The sequence below is a fragment of the Actinokineospora spheciospongiae genome, from assembly GCF_003182415.1.
Classification (GTDB): domain Bacteria; phylum Actinomycetota; class Actinomycetes; order Mycobacteriales; family Pseudonocardiaceae; genus Actinokineospora; species Actinokineospora spheciospongiae.
This window is the reverse complement of sequence record NZ_QHCP01000016.1, coordinates 151,119-172,215: the sequence shown is the minus strand read 5'-3', so window position 1 is coordinate 172,215 and position 21,097 is coordinate 151,119. Positions and strand designations below refer to the sequence as shown.

20 protein-coding genes and 1 pseudogene are annotated in these 21,097 nt (G+C 70.8%); 10 read left to right on the top strand and 11 right to left on the bottom strand.

Annotation, left to right across the window (positions count from 1 at the left end; translation table 11 throughout):
* Nucleotides 1-769 precede the first annotated feature (769 nt).
* The 7 genes from DFQ13_RS30485 to DFQ13_RS30455 all read right to left on the bottom strand — a co-directional run bounded on the left by DFQ13_RS30485 (nt 770) and on the right by DFQ13_RS30455 (nt 6,219).
* The gene (locus DFQ13_RS30485; RefSeq protein WP_110082286.1) at nt 770-1,000 is read right to left on the bottom strand and encodes a hypothetical protein; all 231 of its coding nucleotides are present in this window, start codon (nt 998-1,000) and stop codon (nt 770-772) included.
* A 799-nt stretch (nt 1,001-1,799) separates the two neighbouring features.
* Entirely contained in the window at nt 1,800-2,027 is a 228-nt protein-coding gene (locus DFQ13_RS30480) for a hypothetical protein (RefSeq protein ID WP_146241413.1), read from the bottom strand.
* A 583-nt stretch (nt 2,028-2,610) separates the two neighbouring features.
* Nucleotides 2,611-3,822: a zinc-dependent alcohol dehydrogenase gene (locus tag DFQ13_RS30475; RefSeq protein WP_110082284.1), complete on the bottom strand. Its 1,212-nt coding sequence runs from the start codon at nt 3,820-3,822 to the stop codon at nt 2,611-2,613.
* Nucleotides 3,823-3,928: 106 nt separating this feature from the next.
* On the bottom strand, nt 3,929-4,201 hold the full coding sequence (locus DFQ13_RS30470) for a hypothetical protein (RefSeq protein ID WP_110082283.1): 273 nt from the start codon (nt 4,199-4,201) through the stop codon (nt 3,929-3,931).
* Nucleotides 4,188-4,574, bottom strand: a complete 387-nt coding sequence (locus DFQ13_RS30465) for a PRC-barrel domain-containing protein (RefSeq protein ID WP_110082282.1) — start codon at nt 4,572-4,574, stop codon at nt 4,188-4,190. Before DFQ13_RS30465 ends, DFQ13_RS30470 begins: the two co-directional genes overlap by 14 nt.
* Complete coding sequence (locus DFQ13_RS30460; RefSeq protein WP_110082281.1) at nt 4,571-5,803, bottom strand: NRAMP family divalent metal transporter; 1,233 nt, start codon at nt 5,801-5,803, stop codon at nt 4,571-4,573. The genes DFQ13_RS30465 and DFQ13_RS30460 overlap by 4 nt, the downstream gene beginning before the upstream one ends.
* Nucleotides 5,800-6,219, bottom strand: a complete 420-nt coding sequence (locus DFQ13_RS30455) for a hypothetical protein (protein WP_110082280.1) — start codon at nt 6,217-6,219, stop codon at nt 5,800-5,802. The genes DFQ13_RS30460 and DFQ13_RS30455 overlap by 4 nt, the downstream gene beginning before the upstream one ends.
* Nucleotides 6,220-6,590: 371 nt before the next feature.
* On the opposite strand from DFQ13_RS30455, the gene DFQ13_RS30450 reads away from it, so the two are divergent.
* Together DFQ13_RS30450 and DFQ13_RS35720 are read left to right on the top strand one after the other, a co-directional pair.
* Nucleotides 6,591-7,058: a hypothetical protein gene (locus DFQ13_RS30450; protein WP_110082279.1), complete on the top strand. Its 468-nt coding sequence runs from the start codon at nt 6,591-6,593 to the stop codon at nt 7,056-7,058.
* Nucleotides 7,059-7,217: 159 nt separating this feature from the next.
* Nucleotides 7,218-8,264, top strand: coding sequence for a glycosyltransferase (locus DFQ13_RS35720; protein ID WP_219994709.1), 1,047 nt, complete (start codon nt 7,218-7,220; stop codon nt 8,262-8,264).
* Between the two features lie 56 nt (nt 8,265-8,320).
* Here DFQ13_RS35720 and DFQ13_RS30440 read toward each other — a convergent pair whose 3' ends face one another.
* A complete protein-coding gene (locus DFQ13_RS30440) occupies nt 8,321-8,839 on the bottom strand; it encodes a hypothetical protein (RefSeq protein ID WP_110082278.1) in 519 nt (172 codons plus the stop codon).
* Nucleotides 8,840-8,954: 115 nt separating this feature from the next.
* Here DFQ13_RS30440 and DFQ13_RS30435 point away from each other — a divergent pair, with 115 nt between their 5' ends.
* On the top strand, nt 8,955-10,973 hold the full coding sequence (locus DFQ13_RS30435) for a tetratricopeptide repeat protein (RefSeq protein WP_181400227.1): 2,019 nt from the start codon (nt 8,955-8,957) through the stop codon (nt 10,971-10,973).
* Here the strand turns inward: DFQ13_RS30435 and DFQ13_RS34265 are convergent.
* Nucleotides 10,932-12,635 carry a hypothetical protein gene (locus DFQ13_RS34265; protein WP_181400226.1) on the bottom strand — a complete coding sequence of 568 codons (1,704 nt, stop codon included), beginning with the start codon at nt 12,633-12,635 and terminating at the stop codon, nt 10,932-10,934. The genes DFQ13_RS30435 and DFQ13_RS34265 overlap by 42 nt on opposite strands.
* Before the next feature lie 476 nt (nt 12,636-13,111).
* Here DFQ13_RS34265 and DFQ13_RS30420 point away from each other — a divergent pair, with 476 nt between their 5' ends.
* The 7 genes and pseudogenes from DFQ13_RS30420 to DFQ13_RS30390 all read left to right on the top strand — a co-directional run bounded on the left by DFQ13_RS30420 (nt 13,112) and on the right by DFQ13_RS30390 (nt 18,575).
* Nucleotides 13,112-13,519, top strand: coding sequence for a PhoU domain-containing protein (locus tag DFQ13_RS30420; protein ID WP_233438650.1), 408 nt, complete (start codon nt 13,112-13,114; stop codon nt 13,517-13,519).
* A 91-nt stretch (nt 13,520-13,610) separates the two neighbouring features.
* Entirely contained in the window at nt 13,611-14,003 is a 393-nt protein-coding gene (locus DFQ13_RS30415; protein ID WP_110082274.1) for a hypothetical protein, read from the top strand.
* Nucleotides 14,004-14,556: 553 nt separating this feature from the next.
* A complete protein-coding gene (locus tag DFQ13_RS30405) occupies nt 14,557-15,303 on the top strand; it encodes a GAF and ANTAR domain-containing protein (RefSeq protein WP_110082272.1) in 747 nt (248 codons plus the stop codon).
* Nucleotides 15,304-15,641: 338 nt separating this feature from the next.
* Nucleotides 15,642-15,725: pseudogene (locus DFQ13_RS36060) on the top strand (hypothetical protein); the annotation flags it as partial.
* Between the two features lie 227 nt (nt 15,726-15,952).
* Nucleotides 15,953-16,720, top strand: coding sequence for a cation-translocating P-type ATPase (locus DFQ13_RS35405; RefSeq protein WP_267897674.1), 768 nt, complete (start codon nt 15,953-15,955; stop codon nt 16,718-16,720).
* Nucleotides 16,714-17,709: an HAD-IC family P-type ATPase gene (locus DFQ13_RS35715; protein WP_267897673.1), complete on the top strand. Its 996-nt coding sequence runs from the start codon at nt 16,714-16,716 to the stop codon at nt 17,707-17,709. Before DFQ13_RS35405 ends, DFQ13_RS35715 begins: the two co-directional genes overlap by 7 nt.
* Nucleotides 17,706-18,575: a universal stress protein gene (locus DFQ13_RS30390; protein WP_110082271.1), complete on the top strand. Its 870-nt coding sequence runs from the start codon at nt 17,706-17,708 to the stop codon at nt 18,573-18,575. Before DFQ13_RS35715 ends, DFQ13_RS30390 begins: the two co-directional genes overlap by 4 nt.
* A gap of 181 nt (nt 18,576-18,756) precedes the next feature.
* Here the strand turns inward: DFQ13_RS30390 and DFQ13_RS30385 are convergent, their stop codons facing one another.
* Both DFQ13_RS30385 and DFQ13_RS30380 read right to left on the bottom strand, forming a co-directional pair.
* Nucleotides 18,757-19,476 (bottom strand): hypothetical protein, encoded by a 720-nt coding sequence (locus DFQ13_RS30385; RefSeq protein ID WP_110082270.1) that lies wholly within the window; start codon nt 19,474-19,476, stop codon nt 18,757-18,759.
* A 293-nt stretch (nt 19,477-19,769) separates the two neighbouring features.
* Nucleotides 19,770-21,095, bottom strand: coding sequence for a tyrosine-type recombinase/integrase (locus tag DFQ13_RS30380; protein ID WP_233438649.1), 1,326 nt, complete (start codon nt 21,093-21,095; stop codon nt 19,770-19,772).
* Nucleotides 21,096-21,097 lie beyond the last annotated feature (2 nt).

The window sequence follows — 21,097 nt, the reverse complement described above, 5'->3', positions numbered from 1 at the left end:
GGTGGCCCCGCCGATGAGCAGGGATGCCGCCACGCCGACCATTGCCGCCATCGATGCCAGCTTGTTGCGCACGAGAACCTCGTATTCTTGGGTTTCGGGGAGTTTTTCCGCCACCTACTCGGGGGTGGCTCGACATATGTAAGCCGATCCCTTTTCCATTGACAAGCCATCGATCCGGGACGACAACCACCAAACATCCCATGATCACCTCGGGTGGATCACCGATGCCGTTTTCGGTCGACGCAAACATGGCATCCGGGTGATCCCGGGGCGAACGAGCGTGCGCGTCGCATTCGGACAGAGAATGCCGGATGCCGCAGTTCGTACGACCTACGCCACGAGCGTTACAGGGTGGACACCTGTCACCGTTACCAGTTTTAAGGTCAGCCGATTCCTGGTTTTTGACTCTCTGTGACCGTGGATGGCAAGCGTCGACCGTGGGCCGACAAATGGGTGGTCTCGCAAAGAACAAGCTCGACAGGCGGGAATCCGCCGTTCCTGCACCTGAAAGGAGTAGGAGCAACTCATCGAGGAATGAGAGGTGCTCCACCGCCGACGACCGGCCCGGTTGAGGCGCTGCGCGGTGCCTCATCCCTGTCGGCAGTCGACAGGGATGCCCGCCGGTCTCTCCAGGGATGCCCTCGTGCACCGGCAAAGCGCCGAACATGGCGGTCTGTAGTGACAGAGCCGGTTCCACCGCCTGCGCGCGTGGCGTCGTCGACCACAGGCAGGCGAGGAGCCGGGTCAGGGCAGGGAACTCTTCAGCGGCTCACCGCAGCGGGGCGGGTGGGTCATCGAGTTCGCGTTCCATGTCCAAGGCCAGGCATTGCACCACCTGCTCCCAACTGCGCCCCGTGGCCTCGGCGAGGGATCGCAGCAGCCAGAACTCGACCATGGTGTGCACCGCCTTCTGCCTGCTGCGCACAACGCGCTGCCAACGCAACGCCTCCTCGATCACCACCCGGTCCCGCACGGGCACCTCATCGGAGAGCCGCAGCACGTGCCTCCGCCGAACGGACCACACCGAACACCACCGCGCTCGGACGGCACCCGACACAGCCATCCGACCGGTCGGACACCACCACCTCAGCGGAACACCACGTCCCGCGGGTCGACACCGGCGGGCAGGGTGATCCGCAGGGGCCCTGCCGGTGTTCGGTGCCGTCGAACACCGGCACCCACAGATGCGCGGGCCCATCCCCGTCCTCCGAGACAGCGACATCCCACCGAGTGGGCGCCCACCCCGCCATCGACAACGACGCCCCGCCCCACGGGCGCACAAGGTGCGGCTCCCGCTGCCAGCGGCCGACCAGATACAGCTCCGCCGACGATCGCCGAGAACACCCCTGCCGGGACCGACCCTCATCGCCCACCCGGAAAGAGGGGATCACCGCTTCGACCGATCCTGTCGTCGCCTGCTCGGGCGGGGAGAGCCGCAATCCGAGGCTGAGGTCATCACCGCGAGGGCCGACAGCACCCACGAACACCCGGATGATCGTGGAGCGTCACACGAAACCGCGGGCTCCGGTGGCGGGATGGTCAGCGGCTTCTTCCCGTGTCCACCCGGTGTACCGAAGGGCGGGAACGTGGGTGCCACCAGCAGGCGGGGTAGCCGTCCCGAACACAACGCAGGCGGTCGCTGACGGCGATGATGCCGGGGATCGCGGCCACCCGGGTGCGGACGACCTCGGTTGCTGCACCAGCCCAGGCGACTGGCCGGCCAGGCGGTGCCGTCCTCAACTGATGTGCGCACCATCGAGGCGCCCACGTCGGGGATGGCGGGCAATACCCGGTGATCCTCAGGTGTCGGGGGTTGTCGGCAGGCACCACTGCTCGGCCAGGCGGATGAGTTCGGCGTCGGCCTCGGCGATGACGGTGTCCGGGACGTGGCCGCGCAGGGCGACCGCGACCTGCAGCGCCACGGTCGCCGGTGGTCCGTCGGCTCCCGCGGCCAGGACTTGCAGCAGTCGGGCGGCCCGTTCCAGCAGCCTGGGGTCGGCGGGAACCTCGGGGAGCGGCTGCGTCATGGTCAAGGGTGGTGCGGAACCGGGCGCCGGGCGCACGTGTCTCATGGCCATCAGCGTCACCAGGTCGGAGGTCGGGTCCACGGGGGCATCCTCCTCGCCCGGTTCCGTCGGCAGTGGGAGCGGTATCCGAACGGGTGTGTCGTTTGTTCGAGGTTCTGGTTCGGGCCGTCGACCAGTTCGCCGATCCGGGTGGCCAGGTGATTCGCCGCCGCCGGGGTGAGATAGGGCGGTCACGGCGCCAGGTCCGCCGAACATGTGAGATCCACGGTGCGACGGGGTATGTGCGGGGCGGGCCAGCGGCGGTGACGCGCGCCGAATGCCGGTCAAGGCCTGCGGGGTTCACCCCGTGTGCTCCGCAGGCCGCCCTGACGCACCCGGGTCAGGTGGGGGTGGGTTCTGCGGGGATGGCGGCCAGGGTTGAGCATAGTCGGGCTTGTCGACCGAACGCGGTTTGATCAAGGGTTGGTGTTCGGGACGTTGTTCGACACCATCCGACACCGCTGATCGATGCCGTGTCCATGTTCTTCCTTGCCGATCCGCTATCGAATTCTCTCCACCGGTGCGCACGACGGGTGCTTGCTGTTCACGCGTAGTCCAGGACGGTCTTGAGCCAGCCTTCTTCGCGGCGGTCGAAGGTCTCGTAGGCCTCGACCGCGGAGGTCGGCTCCTCGTGCTGGGTGATGAACGTGGTGGGGTCGACCACGCCGCTGACCACGAGGTCGAGCAGTTCGGGCAGGTAGCGGCGGTGGTTGCAGTTGCCCATCTTCACGGTGAGGTTGCTGTTCATGGCCTCGCCGATGGGGAAGCTGTCGAACCCGGGCGGGTAGACGCCGATGATGCCGATCGTGCCCGCCTTGGCCACTGACTGCACGGCCCACCGCAGCGCCAGGCTCGGGGCGTCGCCCGGCACCCACTGCTGCCCGCGCGGGCGAGCCTGCGGTGCCGCGGCGGCCCGTTCCCGGTCGAACTCCTCCGCGGAGTCCGCGAGCTGGTCGGCGGCGGGTCCGGAGGAGGGCCGCTGCGCGTCCACCCCGACCGCCTCGATGACTCGGTCGACCCCGACACCGCCGGTGAGTTCCTTCACCACCGCCACCGGGTCCTCGCGGTTGAAGTCCACGGTCTCGGCGTTCTGCTCGCGGGCCTTGTCCAACCGCGACGGGTGCCCGTCGACGACGAACACCCGGCCCGCGCCCTGCCGCTTGGCCGAGGCGACGGCGAACTGGCCCACCACGCCCGCGCCCAGCACGAGCACGGTGTCGCCGGTGCTCACCTCGGCGAGCTTCGCGCCGAACCAGGCGGTCGGGAAGATGTCCGACAGCAGGATCGCCTGGTCGTCGGTAACCGCGTCGGGGATGCGCACCAGGGTGGTCATGGCAAAGGGCACCCGCGCGTACTCCGCCTGCAACCCGTCCACCGGCCCGGTCGTCTCCGGTCCGCCGAAGAAGCAGGTGCCCGCCGACGGGCCGTTGGGGTTGGCGGTGTCGCACTGGGCGTAGTACCCGGCCCGGCAGTAGGAACAGGTGCCGCAGCCGATGGTCGAGGGGATCACCACTCGGTCCCCGGGGCTGAACCCGCGCACCGCGGGCCCGACCTCCTGCACCACGCCGACCCCCTCGTGCCCGAGGATCGTGCCCGGGACCATGCCGGGCATCGTGCCGCGCACCAGGTGCAGGTCGGTCCCGCAGATCGCGCTGCGGGTGATCCGCACGATCGCGTCGCCGGGCTCCAAGACCTTTGGGTCGGGGACCTCCTCGACGCGGATGTCACCGGTTCCGTGCCACACCACTGCCTTCATGCCGTCTCCTCGCTCGGGGCCCGATCGTGCGGGGGTTCCCGGGTCGGGGAGCCCCAAACGGACACGGAGGGGTGGCGGCCTGCCCGGGGCCACCGGGATGTGCGGGTCACGCCTCGTCCGGCGCCCAGCACACCTCGTCCCAGGGGACCTCGCGCAGGCCCCGGTGCAGGAACAGGGCGATGCGCTCGATCACCCACGGGCGGTGGATGCCGGGGCGCTCGTAGCCCAGCAGCCTGCCGCGGTGGCGCGGTGCGACCAGGACGGCGGTGATCACCGGGACACCGTCGGCGCCGGGTGCGGCGAGCAGGTCGACCGCCCGGCCCAGCGGGGTGCCGTCGCGGTCGAGGACCGTGCGGCCGAGGAGGTCACTGGCGCGCATCGCGGGCTCCCGGGATTCGGGCGATGAGGTGGTCGCGCAGCCACCGCTCCAAGGGTGGCTCGTCCAGGACCGCCAGGTCGATGCCGAGGGTGATCGCGCTGCCGACCTCGCGGACGTGCTCGATCGGGATGCGCATCGGCCGCGGGTCGCGCTCGGTGTGCAGGCGGCGCCCGACCGCGGTCAGCCACCGACCCAGCGCACCGCCGAAGCGGCGGCCGAGGGCGACTTGGCCGACCAGCAGCGCGACCACGGTGGGTGCCCCCGCGGTGGTGTCGAGTTCGACGTCGTCGACCTTGCCGACCGGGTGGCCTCGGCGGTCGAGGATCTGCCGGTCGAGCAGGTGGAAGTCCAGGCGCAGGGGGTCGGGGGTCATGAGCTGCCCATTCCGGTGAGGACCATCAGCGGGATGGCGGCGACCGCCGCCACGAGGACGACGCCGAGGTAGCCGACGCCGAGGGTGTTGGCCAGGCGCCCGTTGACCTGGTCGCCGAGGTAGTCGCGGTCGTTGGCCACGACCAGGATGGGCAGGTACGTCAGCGGCAGCGCCACGGCGCTGAACACCAGCGACACCTCGGTGACGCTCACCGGGTCCACCGTGGTGAGCAGCGCGGCGACGCCGAGCAGCAGGCTGATCAGCACGACGGTGTGGAACCGGGCCGCGTCGCGCGGTGCCACGGTCTTGCCCCATCGCCAGCCGAAGTACTGGGCGATGGCGTACCCGGAGGACAGCCCGGTCTCCAGGGCGGCGCCGAAGGTCGCCGCGAACACGCCCAGGATGACCACGACGAGCCCGATCTTGCCCAGTGCCAGCGCGACCGGCAGGACCGTCTGCCCGATCGAGTCGACCCGCACCCCCAACGGCGTGAACACCGTCGCCGCGCAGGCCATGATCGCCAACGACAGGACACCGCCGAGCGGGAACCCGACGAACACGTTGACCCGCTCGGTGATCAGGTCCCGGCGACCCCACTTCTCCTCCACACCACCGGAGGAGAAGAAGAACACCTCGTACGGGGTCATCGCCGCGGCGAACAGCGACACCGCGAAGAACCCGTAACTCGCCCACCCCTCACCCGAGGCCGGACCACCGCCCGTCGCCTGCTGCGCCAGGTCGCGCCACGGCGGGTCGAGCGCGACCAGGGCGACCACGAACACCACCAGCGCCAGGCCCAGCAGGCCGAACACCCGCTCCATCGTCTCGAACCGCATCCGCCATAGCACCACCCAGATCACGAACGCCGCCACCGGCACCCACAGCAGGTAGTGCACGCTGCTGGCCAACTCCAGCGCCAACGCCACACCCCCCACCTCCGCGGCCAGCGTCAACAACGTCACCAGGTACGACCCGCCGAGGTTCGCCAACGCCACCCTCGGCCCCATCCGCTCCCGGATCAGGTCGAACACCGGCCGCCCGCTGACCGCCGCCACCCGGCCCGCCATCTCGGCGTAGACGCAGATCCCGACCACGCCCAGCACGACCACCCAGGCCAGCCGCATCCCGAACCGGGCCCCGGTCTCGGCGTTGGCCACCAGGTCGCCGATGTCGACGAACCCACCGATCGCGGTGAGAATGCCCAGCGTGACCGCCAGTACCCGCTTCACGCGGCCTCGGCCCCGACCTCGCCCAACCCGCGCGACACCCGGACCAACCGCCCGACCGCGTCCGCCAACCCGCCCCGGTCACCGTCCCCGGCGGCCCGCGCCGCGTCGGTGATCGCCCCGACCGCCTCGGTCAGCAACGGCACCGCCCGATCGCGCAGGCGCACCCCCTCCGCACCCACCACCTCGCAATCCAACACCACCCGCACCGCCTCCGAAGCCCGCTCGCGCGCGTCGTCGAGCACGGCCGAGCGGTAGGGCCCGGTCACCCGACCGTCCAACTGCGCCTGCGCCACCAACCTCGCCGACTGCGCCGCCGCCCCCGCGTCCTGGGCACCGGAGACCACCGCGTCCCGGATGTCCCCCTCATCCGCAGGGAGCAACCCGGGCACCACCACCGCCGCCGACAACACACCCACAGCCACCCACCCCGCCGCCTGCCGTCTACGCATGCGCCCGCATACCCTGCGGAACATCCCTTCAATCCTGGATCTCCGAACACTGCGGACCAATTCCGACCGAATCGGGTGAAACACCCTCGTCGGAGTACCGAAGCCCTCACCTCGGCCTGAACCGGCTCACCCGCCCTCCGCGAACACGGTCTCCCGGCACGGGTCGTCGATCACCGAAGATCCGGATACAGTCGTGGGCGGTGGTCACGCCCACCTGACTCCGAGCCGCAGCGCCCACGCCGCGCCGCGACCGAGGACGAGCTGTCACGACGCGGCGTGTCACCTGGTATTGCCCATTTGCTTCAAGGGGCAGCGTGGGGGCCCGTGGGGAGGGTGCAATGAGCGAATCCGACAGGGCTCGCACCCGGGCCGTGCAGCCCGCGCAGAATCGCACCGATTCGGTCTGTGCCCACATCCAGGCGTTGTTGTCGGTGCAGGCCCGGGACATGCAACGGCGAGATGCCGCGATCCAGGCGTTGCAAGCCCAGGGGCGACGCGTCGTGGACGGTGGGCAGACCGGACCGGACTCCTGGGAGATCCGCGACTGGAACACCGGCGATGAACTCGCCCGCGGCGACGGTGGCATCGACGGCTACGATGCGGTGGCCGAGCGCCTTGATCCCGATGGAACGTGGGTGCACATCGACCACGTCGAGGTGGAGTCCGATCCCCGGCCTGTGACCGCAGGCATCCCGGGCAGTCTGGGTGCGGCGTTGGACGACTGGCTTTCCATGACGAGCACGTCCGACGAGGACATCGCGGAGTTCATCGGCTGGCCGGTGGACAAGGTGCGTGACCACAGGTGAACCACCTCGGTGCGGCAACGACGATGACCGCACCGGAGTCTGTCGGTGCTGTGGAACCGTCGATTCGGATGTGCGCGGAATGATCGCCCGGCGGCGCTCGGGCATGGCGCGACTGGTGGTCGAACGATTTCTCCGGAGCACGGGGTGCATCATGGTGGCGTGAGGTTCTTGTTCGTGCCCTATCCGGCGTTCGGTCACATCTCACCCCTGTTGCCGGTGGTGGGGGAGTTGGCCGCTCGGGGAGCGCGGGTTCGGGTGGTCGCAGATCACCGGTACTCGACGGTCCTGGCGGCTGCGGGGGCAGAGGTGTTGGTGCTCCCGGTGGCCGCGGATGTGTTCTTCCCGGCGCGGGTGGGCGGGGCCGGGACGGTGCGCTACCTCCGGGGCCGGGTTCGCAAGCGGGTCGTGGGTTGGCACGCGGCGCGGTTGGTCGCGGCGGAGTCCGCCGTTGATCGGGGTGAGTTGGTGGTGGTGGACCCCATGATGGCGGCAGTCGACCGTTTTGTGCTGCGCGCGGGAATTCGTTCAGCATTGTTCAGCACCACGTACCTGCGCCGCGGTATCCCTGGCGGAGACCGCGTCGTTCTCGTCAATTCGATTGCCGCGTTGCAACCCGCGCCGATGCCCCGGGCCGGTCATGTCCATTTCGTCGGCCCCTTGATCCGGCAGGAGCGGGGCGGTGGTTTGAGCCGCTTCGGGTTGCCGACGCACAAGCGGGTGCTACTGGTGTCCCCGGGGACGGTGTTCGCCCGGGCGCCGGGCTACTTCCGCGAGGTGGCGTGGGCGTTCGCGGGCTCGTCGTGGTGGGTGGTGGTGGCCACGGGGGCGGTCGATCCGGCAACGCTGGGCTCGTTGCCGTCGAACGTGGTGGCAGTCCGCCGGGTCCCGCAGGTCGAGGTGTTGGCGCACTGCGCGGTGTTCGTCACGCACGGGGGGATGAACTCGGCGTTGGAGGCATTGACCCTCGGGGTGCCGATGGTGGTGTCCCCGAGAGCCGGGGACCAGCACCACATCGCACGCAGGCTGGTCGAGTGGGGAGTCGCGGCTTACCTGCCCACATCAGGCTCGGCGATCCGACGCTCGGTGGAGCGCATGGCCTCGGACCCGCGGGTCCGCGCGGCGGCCGATCGGTGGCGTGCTCGTCTCAGCGGCGGCCGGTCGGTGGCGGAAGCGGCGGATCTGTTGCTGGCACAAGCAGGTGGTTGACCTCCCGTGTACGTACCGACGGGCGCTTCGACCCGTGGCGGAACCACCGCGGTTGCCTACTCGGCAGCGGGGAACGGCGGTTCGAAGGGCGTTCGCACGTTGATGTCGGATCGGGCGGCCTTCGTGAACTCGTTCAGCGCGATCGAGAAGTCGGCGGTCGCCCGGCCGTACCGGGGCTGTTGACGTTCGTCCACGGCGCCCTGGTGCCCGGGCTTGCTATCGCGGCGGATTTCCTCGATCGTTGTCGCGAGCGCGCGAGCGGCGGTCGTGGCCGCGGCGAACCGGCGGGCGACGTCGCGGTGCGCCACGAGCGCGCTGTGCATGGATTCCTTCCGGATGCGGGCGAGGATCGGAGCGGTGTCCGTCGGCGCCGCTGAGCGGTCCTCGGGCCAGACCGCCACGTCGAGCAGTTCGACGCACGCCGCGAGGAAGTCGAAGTAGATGGTTCGCTTCTGCTCACCCCACCGGGACCGGGCCTCCCGCTTGCCCGAGACCAGCAGGGTGAGCATGACACCACCGATGCTGCCGACCAGTGCCAGGACCGGAGTGACCCACCACGGGCCGGACGAGTTCATGGCCCGACGGTAGTACGCAACGCGAATCCGGGGACGTGGGGTGCTGAACCGGTCACGGTGAGCGTCGATCATGGGTAAGGTGGGCCGGCATCGTGGGGACGAGGGGAGTGCTTCGGTGGCCGACAGTGTGGGAGCGCCCAGATTGCTGCCCGGGGATACACCGGGTTTCCTCAACCGCGAAGGTGAGATCGCGGAGGTCGAACACCGCTTCTCCGCCCTCGACGGGTCGTCCGGGCCGTCGTTGATCTGGCTGACCGGGTCCGCGGGCATTGGGAAGACCACCCTGGCCATCCGCCTCGGGCACATGTTCGCCGACCTGTTCCCCGACGGCGCCCTCTACTACGAACTCGGTGGTTCCACCCCCGCGGGCCCGGCCGACGCCGCCGACGTGCTGCGCCACTTCCTCGCTCGGTTGGGCAAGAAACCCGAGGACATCCCCACCCACCTGAACGAGCGGGCCGCCGACTTCCGCTCGCTCACCAGCGGCAAGCGGATTCTCGTGGTCCTCGACGACGCCCACACCGCGGCCCAGGTCCGCTCCCTGCTGCCCTCCTCCCCGCGTGCCGCGGTGATCGTGACCAGCCGCAGGCACATGGACGGTCTGCTGGCCGCCGGTTTCCGGGAGGTCGCGGTCAACGCCTTCGACGCGGAGACCGCCGCCAGGTTGGTGGCGCAGGTCGTCGACCCCACCCACCTCGCCGCCGAGCCCGCGGCCGTGGCCAGGCTCGTCACCCTCTGCTCGGGGCTGCCGCTGGCGCTGCGCGTGCTCGCCGCCCGCATCGCGGGCAGGCGCCACCGCTCGCTGGGCGCGCTCGTGGAACAGGTGACCAGCGCCCCCTTCGCCCACCTCCGCCTCGACGGGGACCCCTCGGTGGAGGCGGTCTTCGACGCCTGCTTCGCCGACCTCGACGCCGACCACAAACGCGCCTACTGCCTGCTGGGGTGGCACCCCGGGCCGCGCTTCGCCCCGGAGAGCGCTGCGGCGCTGCTGGATCGCCCGGTCGAGGACGCCCTCGACCTGCTCGACGGACTCGTCGACGCCTACCTGCTGCAACGCCACGACATCACCGGCCGCTACGGCTTCCACAGCCTGATCGCCCTGCACGCGCGCACCCGCTCCGAGGAGTACCCCAGCTACGACACCGCCTCGGCGCGGCGGCGGGTCGTCGCCTGGCACTGGGAACGCGCCGTCGCGCTCGGCCGGGTGCTCTCCCCGCGGTGGACGGTCGGCAGGCAGGACGTCCCACCCGCGTACACCGGCGGTGACGCCCGTCACCGCGCCGAGGTCGAACTGGAGTCCGACGAGACAGGCCACCGGGCCGCGGTCCACCTCGCCCAGGAACTCGACCTGGCCGACGCCGCGGCGGGCATCTGCGAGGCCCTCAAGCCCTGGTACTACGACACCGACCGCACCGGTGACCTGATCGACATCCTGGGTGTCGGGGCCCCGGCCGCCGACCGGGCGGGCGATCCCCGGCTGGCGATGCGCCTGCACCACGACCTGGGCTCGGCGTACGAGAAGGTCGGCGACTTCGACTTGGCGCTGGCCGAGTTCGACTACTCCCGCCTCCTCGCCCGCGCCACCGGCGATCCCCTCGGTGAGGCCAGTGCGGTGGAGTGGCCGGGCCTGGTCCACCGCCAGCGCGGCGACCACGATCGGGCCCTGGCCTGCTTCGAGGAAGCCCGCGGCATCCTGACCGGGGCCACGACCGGTGATCCTGCGCAGCGCGAACGCGCTCTCGTCCTCATCAGCCTGCACGTGGGCACCGAACTGGCCCTCGTGGGCCGCTGCGAGGACGCCGAGGTCGAACTGCGCCGCGCCCACGCCTGGTTCGCCGACCGCGACGAGAAGGTCAACGAAGCCCGGGCCCTGGCCGGGCTGGCCACCGCCCGAGTCAACGCGGGTGTGGCAGCCGAGGCTTTGCCCATGCTGGAACGCGCCGCCACCCTGTTCGGCGAACGCGGACTGCGCTCCAAGCAGGCGGAGGCGCTGTTCACACTGGCCGAGCTGCACGCCGAGGCAGGCGAGGAGCAGCCCGCCCTCTCATGTGCGAACACCGCCCGCGCACTGGCCCAACGCCTCGGGCTGTGGTCAGTGGTCTCCCGGATCGACGCTTTCCTCGCCGAGAGGTGACACCCGCACCACCAGGTCGATCGACGCATCACCGAGCACCACCCGCACCGAAGGGGCAAGCCCGGCCAGGGGGACGCCCGCGTTCAGCCACGCAACCACCACCGAGGGCCATGCCGTCACGTCCACGTCCGGCAGGTCCGAGGTGATCTCGACCTCCTCGCCGTCGCGGCACCGAAGCGTGCACCGACCGTCGCCGATCACCGCCGCCACTGCGGCGCCGGGGTGATCCGCCAGCAGCCGCGGTCGCCCTTCGCCGCGACCCAGCTCGTGCTCGTGCAGGAAGACCGCGTCGGCGTGACCGCGCAAGCGCCTGCCCGGGTGCAGGGCGTGCACCACCAGGTGGGTGCCGGGGGCGTCCTGCGGGGCTGCCCCGGTCGGTTGCACCTCCGCCGCATACCTGACCAACCGGACCTCCCGTGCCGGGACGTCGACCTCCGCGCTGGCGACGACGGCGGAGACGCGCGGAACGGCGGACTCCGGAATTCCTTCGAACGGAATGAGGTGCAGCATCGGTTCTGACTCGGGTTCCGCCAGATCCAACATGCCGTAGAACAACGCCCGCAGCCGCTTCGGCGACTCGTCGGGGACCGACGACACCAACTCCTCCACCGACGCGAATCGATTCTCCCGGCCCCCCGCCACCGCGGCCTCGACCTGCGGCAGCAACGGCCGCCCCGACACCAGGCGTGGCGCCAGCCGACCCAGCACATCCACCGGCGACCCGGCCGCGACATCCCGCTCGGGGAACGCCCCCAACAACACCGGACGCCCGATCGCCGCGCCGTAGCAGGTCACCGCCCCGTTGTCCCCCACGACGCAGTCCGCCGCGATCAGCGCGGCCCGCCACCCCTCCAACTCCGGCACGAGCAGGAGCCCCGCTCGCAGGCAGTCCGCCAGCCACGCCCGAACCTGCCAGGGCCCGTGCCCGTGCCACACGTTGGGGTGGACGACCGCGGCGACCCGGTAGGAGTCCATCGGCAAGGCCGCCAGCAACCGCCTCAGCAGATCCGGCCACGAGCCCACCAACGACCCGGACGACCATGTGGACGACACGACCACCAACACCCGTTGATCATCCACACCGAACAGAGCCCGGTAACGCGACCGCAACCCCGCACTCGCCCGCATCCGGTCGAAGCACGGGTCTCCCGCGACCACCGCGGTGTGGGCAGCCTCAGGAACCGCTTCCCGCAACCGGTCCAACTGCTCCTCGTGGGAGAGGACGAGCGCATCCGCGATCGGGGCGCCGTCGTAGAGCAGCCACTGCGCGGACAAGCCGAAAACGCTCCTGGCTCCTGGCTCCTGGCTCCTGGCTCCTGGCTCCTGGCTCCTGGCTCCTGGCTCCTGGCTCCTGGCTCCTGGCGAATTCTTAGTATATCCGACCCCATGCGACAGAATGACGAGTTTACCGTGTAATTCGGTCAAATGGCCATGGTGGCTGGCAGCGACGATCAAATCGAAACGCGTCTGCGTGGCCTGCTCCCAGGAAATCATGATGATCCCGAGATCCGATACCGCTTCGGCGAGTCCGTGGACGAACGGGTCCGTGCCGCTGGTGGTGGCCACCACCTGCACTCGGAAATCCGACTCGAACAGTCCCAGGACATCGCACAACCGCGTCAAGGTGGTGATGTTGTGCACCACGGCGAGGACAACCCGCACCGGCCGTACGGTCGTCCACCTCTCCGCGCCGAGTCCGACCGGAACCTGCTGTGCCACCATGCCCACCAAGTGCTTCCCCGACCCCGATCACCCTCGCCCGATGCTCACCCGCCCAGCTTACTTGTGGGCTCGCCCGAAGCCGCCTGGCTGGTCGGCGCGACCGGCGGCTGCTCCCGCCTGCGCAAGCAGCCCGAACCACGGACGCTTCGCGGGAGCGGACCGTCCACTAGGGGTCCAAGAGTGCGAGCGACCTTCCACGGAGACCTGGCCCAGCTCGGCGTCGAACTGGGCGGTATGTGCCGGCAGGCCGCGACGGCGATGCGGCAGGCCACCCAGGCGCTGCTGGAGTCGGACCTGCCCTTGGCCGAGCAGGTGTTGGTCGCGAACAGTGACCTGGGCGAGCGGCGTGACCGGTGTGAGGAGCAGGCCAACAGCCTGCTGGCCTTGCAGGCCCGGTTGCCGGGGACCTGCGTGCGGTGCTGGCCGCGGTCTACGGCGCCGAGCGCGTCGAGCGCATGGGTGACCTGGCTGCCCACATCGCCGCCCACGCCCGCATCGCCCACCCCGCCCAGGCCGTCCCGACCGAACTGCACCCGGCGTTCAGCCGCATGGGGCAAACGGCCGCTGACATGGCCGACCGGGTCGGTGAACTGGTCAGCGGGCCCGCGCAGGGCGGGCACGCCGAGCTGGTGGCCGCTGATGAGGTCCTCGACCGCCTGCACGGTGAGGTCTTGGCGCACGTCACCGCCTCGTCTTGGGGGCATGGCCCCGCCGCCGCGGCCAGCCTGGCGCTGGTCGCCCGCTTCTTCGAGCGCTTCGGCGACCAGGCGGTGTCGGTGGCCAAACGGCTGGAGTTCGCCGCCACCGGCGAGCTGCCCCGCTGAGGCCGGCAGGCTCCCAGCGGGCGCGGGAACGTACCCGACCGGGTGCGTGCCGCACCCGCCGCCGAACGGGCCGGGCGGGAAGGATGCGGTCATGGACCTGACTGCCGACCTGGTGGCACTGATGGCGATGCGCTACGTGCGCCCCACCCCCGGCCCTGGTCCACCGTCCGGTCCCCGGTCGGAACCGGTGCCCGGTGTGTCCGTCGACCCCAGGCTGGTGGAACGGGCCGCCCGGCTGCTGGAAATGCTCGCCGCCGATACCGACGGACCGCCCGCGACCGCGGCGCTGTGGGCGGCGGTGGCGCTGCGCGCCCACATCCCGGACGAGGTCGTCACCGAGGCCGACGCCGAACTCCTCCGGCTGGCCGACCAGTGGTGCGCCCCGACAGCGCCGAGCCCCGGCAACCCCACCGGGCACACCGCGCGCCTGCCCGTGCCGATGGCACACGAAGCGCCCGGCAGGACCGGCCCGGCACCCGGCTGAGGATGGTCACCACGCCACATTTCGACAATGACGCGCCGGTGTCCTTGATGAACCGCCCGCGCACTGGGTGCGTCTCGACCGGCAACGGATCGAGGAAGGCGCTTTCCAGTTCAACCCGCAACCCACTACGTCACAGGCCTGTGCGTGGGGTTGCAGTCGGCGTCCTCAGAGGTTCGTCGCACGACTCTGTTGTCACCGATGGTGACCGTGGCGGGGGTATAGCCTGCCGAACCTCCTTGTTCGTCGGGTCGGTTCGCCGAGTGGGCGCCGATGCTCGTGTGTGCGCTGTTGTACCGTGTGCAGGCCGAGGTTCCTCGTGCGCACCGGATCAGCGGTGTGTCACCTCTGCGGTATGCCGATTTCGCGCGAACGCCGTGGGAACCTCGTCGTGATGGGGAAGCTGCGCGTGTCCTCTTGGTCCAGCAGCGGGCCGGGAACCCACCGGTCACCGGTGGGGATGGCCACCGACGTGCTCGGGGCGCCATCTGACCCGCTCGTGCCCCCCGCACGCACGACTGCCTCCTGTTCGGCGCGGCCGATGAGGAGAACTGTCATGGGCCAGCAACCCGAGCGGGCGTGGCCGGTTGTCCTCGACGAGGTCACCGCAGCGGTGGAGTCCCTCACCGCTGCCCTGGACAGGGTGGAGGACTTCACGCTGCTGCTGCAACAGGTGTGTGAGCAGGTCACCCGAGCCGTGCCGGGGGTGGACGAGGCCAGCATCACCTTGCTCGTCGACGGTTCCCCGCGCACCGCGGCCACGACCAGCGACATCGCCGCCCGGTTGGACCGCGACCAGTACGCCGCCGGTGACGGCCCGTGCCTGCGCGCGGCGAGCACCGGGCACCTGGTGCGGGTGGCGGTCACGGAAGCAGCCGAGCGGTGGCCCGCCTTCGGCGAGGACGCCCGAGCGGCCGGGTTCGGCAGCTTCCTGTCCGCGCCCCTGACGATCGACGAGGAGTACACCGGCGCGGTGAACTGCTACAGCGCCGCCGAACACGGGTTCGCCGAGTTGGACGTGAAACTGCTCGACCTCTACACCAGCACCGTGACCGCGACGCTGCGCGTGCACCGCCGCTACCGGCGGGCCCACAACACCACCGAGCAACTCATCACCGCGCTGAAGACCCGGGCGGTGATCGACCAGGCCAAGGGCATCCTCATGGCACTACGACAGATCTCAGCCGATGAGGCGTTCACCCTGCTGGCCGAGCAATCCCAACGGGACAACATCAAACTGCGTGACCTGGCCGCCCGATTCGTCGCCCACGCCACCGGCCGACCCGACCACGACACCCCGTAGAACCGGCTCTCCCGCACACCACGACGAACCGCCACCTCACCCAGAGGCCGAGCCGACGACAGGTGCGCTGAGCGGTACATCGCATTGCCCGGGTTCGGTCGACCAGGCTCGCACTCGTCCGGCCGCGGTCGGGCGCGTCGACCAAGGCGCCTGGCCGTCCCGCTGTTTGATCACGGCCGGGGTGGGAAGACCGCCCGGGGCTCATCGCTGTTCGTCAGGCGCGATGCAGAAGCCAGGATGAGCGGGGGAGCGACTTCGTCACCGTGGAACAGCAGGCTGCGCGACGGTGAACCGCGGGCAGGCGGTCCGCTGGACGACGAACTCCGCGGTGTCGACGCGTGCTGGGGGTGAATTACCTGTCGGCCGGGCAGACCCGCCTGCTGGCCAACCCGCTGCTGCGTGAACCACTGCAAACCGAGCACATGAAGCCCGGCTCCTGGGGCACCACTCCGGGGCTGAACTTCGTCTACGTCCACCTCAATTGGGCAGCCGGTGCTTGTGCTCCGCAGCTCGAAGGGACGGACCCTCGCACGTGGACGGCGCCGAGGTGGTCGCCACCGGGGCCGGGACCCGGTTGGCGTCCGTGGCCGCGGTCACCGCGAGCGCGACCAGGCCGCGCAGCCCGCTGGCGACGTAGCTGCACCGCGTCGTGCTGGTCGTCGCCGCGGTCGCGCTCGCGGTGGAGACACTGGGCGCGACCACCTTCATCTGCACCGATAAGACCGGCACGCTCACCCGCAACGAGATGACCGTCGTGCGCGTGTGGACACCGGTCGGTGAAGTCGCGGTCTCGGGCAGCGGCTACGCCGTCGAGGGCACCGCGATCGGTCCCGACGCCGCCCTCGCCGCGCTGCCCGCCTTGGCCGACACCGCTGCTCGCTGCTCCCCGGACGCGCGGGTCGTGGTGCGGGCGGGCCGCCCGCAGCCGGTCGGCGACCCGATGGAGGTCGCCCTGCACGTCCTGGCCGCCAAGGCCGGGGTCGCCACGGCCCCTCAGCCGACCGCGCGGCACGCGTTCGACCCGCGCAGGCGACGGTCCTCGACGGTCGACCACGACGGTGTGCACGTCACCGGGGCCCCGGACTCGGTGTTGCCGCTGTGCCGCGCGGTTCCCGCCGACGCGCACGAGGCGGTGGACGCGCTGAGCCGCCGCGGCCTGCGTGTGCTCGCCGTCGCCCACCGGGCAAGCCCGCGGCGGGCGGACCTGGACTCCGCGACCGCGGCCGAGAGCGACCTGGACCTGCTCGGTCTCGTGGCGTTGCAGGACCCGCCGCGCCCCGACGTCGCGGACGCGATCACCGCGTGCAGGCAGGCAGGCGGGCATCGGCATCGGGATGATCACCGGCGACCACCCCGGGACCGCGGCCGCGATCGCCCGGGAGGTCGGCCTCGCACTGCCGGACACCCCCCGTGCTGACCGGGGCTGAACTGCCCGCCGACGACACCGCACTGGCCGGGCTCCTCGACCACGACGGGGTCGTGGTCGCGCGGGTGGCACCCGAGGACAAGCTGCGCATTGCCCGCGCCCTGCAATCGCGGGGGCACGTGGTCGCCATGACCGGCGACGGCGTCAACGACGGCCCCGCGCTGCGCGCGGCCGACATCGGTGTCGCGATGGGCGCCTCCGGCACCGACGTGGCGCGCGAGGCGGCGGACCTGGTCCTGCTCGACGACCACTTCGCCACGATCGTGACCGCGGTGCGGCTGGGCCGCGCGACCTTCGCCAACATCCGCAGGTTCCTCACCTACCACCTCACCGACAACGTCGCCGAACTCGTCCCGTTCGCCCTGTGGGCACTCTCGGGCGGTCAGATCCCGCTGGCAATCACCGTGTTGAAGGTCCTGGTACTCGGCATCGGCACCGACCTGCTGCCCGCCATGACCTTGGGCGCCGAACCCGCCAACCCCTGCACCATGCGCGGGGCGGCCCGCCGGGGCTCGCTGCTCGATGGTGCCGTGCTGCGCCGCGCGTTCGGTCTGCTGGGACCGGTGGAGGCGATCACCGCGATGGGCGCGTTCCTGCTGGTGCTGTGCTCGGGCGGCTGGTCCTTCGGAGCCGAGGCCGATTCCACGCTGCTGGTCACCGCCTCGGGCACCGCGTTCACCGCGATCGTGCTCGGCCAGCTTGGCAACGCGTTCGCCTGCCGCAGCGCGACCCACCGGCAGGGCTGGCGCGGCAACCCCGTCCTGCTGGCTGCCGTCGCGGTCGAGGTGGCCGTGCTCGGTATCTTCCTGTTCGTGCCACCGCTGCCCGAACTGCTGCGCGGAACAGCACCGACGCCGCTGGGCTGGGCGCTGGCCGCGGCCGCGATCCCCGTTGTACTGCTCGCCGACCTCGCCGCCAAGCGGCACCGGGCCGCACGTGTCCCCGATCCCGCCCACCGCTCGATGGAGGCAACCGGATGAACAGCCAGGACCGGGCCCGACACCCCGTCGTGGTCGGCATCGACGGATCGCAGTACGCGCGAGAGGCCCTGGACTGGGCGATCGCCGAGGCCGTGGACACCGACCGCCCCCTGCGCGTCGTGCACGCCTTCGTCTGGTCGCTGCTCGGGGTGCCCGACAGGCCGACGAAGGCCGCCCCGCACGGCGGACTCCGCGCGGACGCCCAGCAGATCCTCGACGCCGCGGTGGCCCACGCGCGCTCGGCGGCGCCGGGGGTCGAGGTCACCGGCGCCTTCCCGACCGCGACCGCGGCAGGCGCCCTGGTGCAGGAGAGCGCGAACGCCGCCGTGGTCGTCGTCGGCGCCCGCGGCCTCGGCGCGGTCGGCAGGCTCCTGCTCGGTCCCACCAGCGACCAGGTGGCCGCGCACGCGCGTTGCCCGGTGGTCGTGGCAGGCCAGGAACAGGGCGGAACGGGCGGCGTGGTGGTCGGCATCGACGGGTCCCCGTCATCGGCCGACACCCTCGCCTTCGCCGCCACCGAAGCCGCCCGGCTGGGAGTCGCCCTCACCGCCACCATGGTCGTCCCGTCCCTGATCCCCGGAGACCACGAGATCCAGGTCCGCGACGAGCACGACGCGCCACTGCACGCGGCCCAACTCGCCGCCGCCACCGAAACCCTGCACACCGGGTTCCCCGACGTCCCCGTCCACCTGTCCCTGCTGGGCGGACACCCGGGCCGCGCGCTCACCCAGACCGCCGCCGACGCCCGGTTGCTCGTCGTCGGCGCCCGCGGCCACGGCGGCTTCACCGCCCTCCCCCTCGGGGGCACCGGCCGATACGCACTGCACCACGCCCCCTGCCCGGTGGCGGTGGTCCGCGCGGTGTGATGAACCCCGCCAGGCGAATCGGTCGGAACACATCGATCGGGAAGGCCTGCCGTGGATCATCCACGTGCCGACCGTGCCGCTCGCCGCAGGTGGCGCTGTCTTCACCGGAAAGGCGGGCGCACCAGCACTTCGAGCCCCTGGGCACCGGGCCGGATCTGTCGGGCGCGGGCTTGGGGCGCCGCTATGCGGCTGGGTCGTCCCAGACGATGACGTGCAGGACGAACGCCTTGTCCTCGCGGGTGCGGGTGGTGCTGGCGAACGCGGTTCGCCCCTCGGAGGTGCGGAAGCAGAAGTCACCACCGCCGGTGTTGGGGTTGGCGGGCCTGTCCATGTCACTTTTGCAGGTGTGGTAAGCCTGGCTGGGGCTGCCACCGGAGTACGGGTAGATGTTGGGCCCGTTGACGGCCTGGATGTTGTCGGACCTGACCTGCCCCCAATCGTGGAACAGGTCGTGGTCACCGGTGGCGCCGTCGTCGTGGTCGGTGACGGCTTCCTGGCCGGGTGCGTCGACATCGACGGCGGCGTCGCGGGGCAGGACAACGGTCTGGTCCACGAGCTTGCGCGGGCCTGTGCTGGTCGCCCCCGATGAGCGCGCCGCGGTCGTCGTGGGGACAGGTGGCATCGTTTCGGCGGCGGAGTCGGGATCGGCGCGTGGTGGCGGTGGCAGCGCGGTGTCGGTGCCGCGCGGGTTGACGAGGCGGTCGACACCGATGGCCGCGCTGCCCCCGGCGAGCAGGCAGCCCACCACCAGGAGGCCGACGGCGGCCCTGAGCAGGACGTCCCCCTTGAGGAAGCCCTGGACCGCGGCGACCACGCCGAAGGCGTTAGCGAGGATGCCCACGACGGCGAGCCGCCTGGTGTGGCGCTCTGCCGCGATGTCGTCATCCTGCTGGGCCGCCATATGTCCTCCCACTCGGCCGCAACGTCATGCATGATCCACTGGACTCGTCGCGCCCCACCACCAGCTCGTTACGGCCGCACTCATCCACCGCGCGCGATGCGGTGAACTCGGGCGCAGTAGGAGAGTGCCTGCCTGCCGGGGCTGCCCGTGCCAGGTGGTCAACGACGGTCCGCCCCACCGGCATCGAGCGGATCGCCCTCGACGCCGCGGACCGGATCATCGGCCACCCACCATGGGCAGCCCGGACACCCGGCCGGAGCGGGTGTGGGTAGGTGTTCTTGACATATCAAGCGTCAACCGGTCGTCCGCAACTGTCGGACAGGGCCGCGAGCGACCGGGGCCGAGCGCGCTCCGAGAAGCGGGACGGGCAGGTTGTCGGGCCGGAGCCCGGTGACGGTGAACAGGGCGTCGTTCCAGCGGCGTTGCAGGGAGTCGAGGAGGCGGATTTCGACTTCGGGGGCGACGTGGCTGTAGAGGTGTTCGATTTTGTCGGGGATGCGGTGGCCGAGGCGTTTGGCTTGGGCGATCTCGGGGATGAGGTCGGCGATGAGCCAGGTCTTGTGGCTGTGGCGCAAGCCGTGGACGGTGAGCCCAGGCTGGACGGGTGGGAGTACGGGCCAGTGGTCAGGGTGGTTACGGGTGCCGTCGGCGGCGGGGCGCATAACGCGGCGGGAGAAGTTGGAGCGGCGGGGGTGATCACCGTTGGGGGTGAGGAAGACGAAGTCGTGGTCGTGGGTGGTGAGGTGGTGTTGCAAGAGGACGATCAGGAACGGGGGCAGGCTGATGGTGCGTGCGGATTCGTCGGTTTTCGGGTATCCGAAGGAGAACTTGCCGTCGACTTCGAGGAGGTTGCCCTCGTCGGGGTCGATGACCATGTGCCCGGTGGTGAGGTGGAGGTTGTGGCGTTGCAGGGCGAGTAGTTCGCCCCAGCGGGCGCCGGTCCAGGCGGCGGTGATGAGGAGGATGGCGGCCCAGGGGCCTGCGAGGGTGGCGGCGTGCAGGGCGATGCGCAGGGCGCGGTCGGGGGTGGTGTGGACGCGTTCGCGGGGTGTGGCGCGGCGGCGGCGTCCGCGCCGGTGGGGGCGGTAGGGGTTGGCGTGGATGAGGCGCTCGTCGGCGGCGTCGGAGAGCATCATGGACAGGAGTTTGACCATGGCGGCGACGGTGGTGGGGGCGTAGCCGTCGTGGTGTTTGGTCTTCATCCAGGCGCGGATGGACAGGTTGGTGATGGAGTCGAGACTGTGCCGGCCCCAGTGGGGTGTGAGGTGGTTGATCCAGAAGCTGCGGTACTGGCGTTCGGTGTTCGGGCCGACGTCGAGGGCGTCGAACCATTCGGTGGCCCATGCGGTGAGGGTGATTTTTCCGCCGTCGGGGTCGATGAACTGCGCGCGTCGTTGGTCGACGGTGATCTCTTGTGCCTTGTTCTCGGCTTCAGTCTTGGTGGTGAAGCCGGACAGGGAGCCGAGGCTGCCGTCGGGTTTGGGGTAGCGCACGCGCCAGGAGTCGGGTCCGCTGGGTTCGACGTAGGCCATCGTCGTTCGTCGCCCTTCGGTTGGGTCGGTCCAGGGGGTACGGGTGTATGGACCCGTGATGGGGCCGAGAAGGGCAAGCGGTGTCACCG

Bases quoted from the DNA above. Each gene is read 5' to 3' on its own strand.
- DFQ13_RS30480 (WP_146241413.1), bottom strand. From the start codon at position 2,027: ATGACGCAGCCGCTCCCCGAGGTTCCCGCCGACCCCAGGCTGCTGGAA.
- DFQ13_RS30450 (WP_110082279.1), top strand. From the start codon at position 6,591: ATGAGCGAATCCGACAGGGCTCGCACCCGGGCCGTGCAGCCCGCGCAG.
- DFQ13_RS30470 (WP_110082283.1), bottom strand. From the start codon at position 4,201: ATGCGCGCCAGTGACCTCCTCGGCCGCACGGTCCTCGACCGCGACGGC.
- DFQ13_RS30385 (WP_110082270.1), bottom strand. From the start codon at position 19,476: ATGGCGGCCCAGCAGGATGACGACATCGCGGCAGAGCGCCACACCAGG.
- DFQ13_RS30405 (WP_110082272.1), top strand. From the start codon at position 14,557: ATGGGCCAGCAACCCGAGCGGGCGTGGCCGGTTGTCCTCGACGAGGTC.
- DFQ13_RS30465 (WP_110082282.1), bottom strand. From the start codon at position 4,574: ATGACCCCCGACCCCCTGCGCCTGGACTTCCACCTGCTCGACCGGCAG.
- DFQ13_RS30415 (WP_110082274.1), top strand. From the start codon at position 13,611: ATGGACCTGACTGCCGACCTGGTGGCACTGATGGCGATGCGCTACGTG.
- DFQ13_RS30390 (WP_110082271.1), top strand. From the start codon at position 17,706: ATGAACAGCCAGGACCGGGCCCGACACCCCGTCGTGGTCGGCATCGAC.
- DFQ13_RS30440 (WP_110082278.1), bottom strand. From the start codon at position 8,839: ATGAACTCGTCCGGCCCGTGGTGGGTCACTCCGGTCCTGGCACTGGTC.
- DFQ13_RS30475 (WP_110082284.1), bottom strand. From the start codon at position 3,822: ATGAAGGCAGTGGTGTGGCACGGAACCGGTGACATCCGCGTCGAGGAG.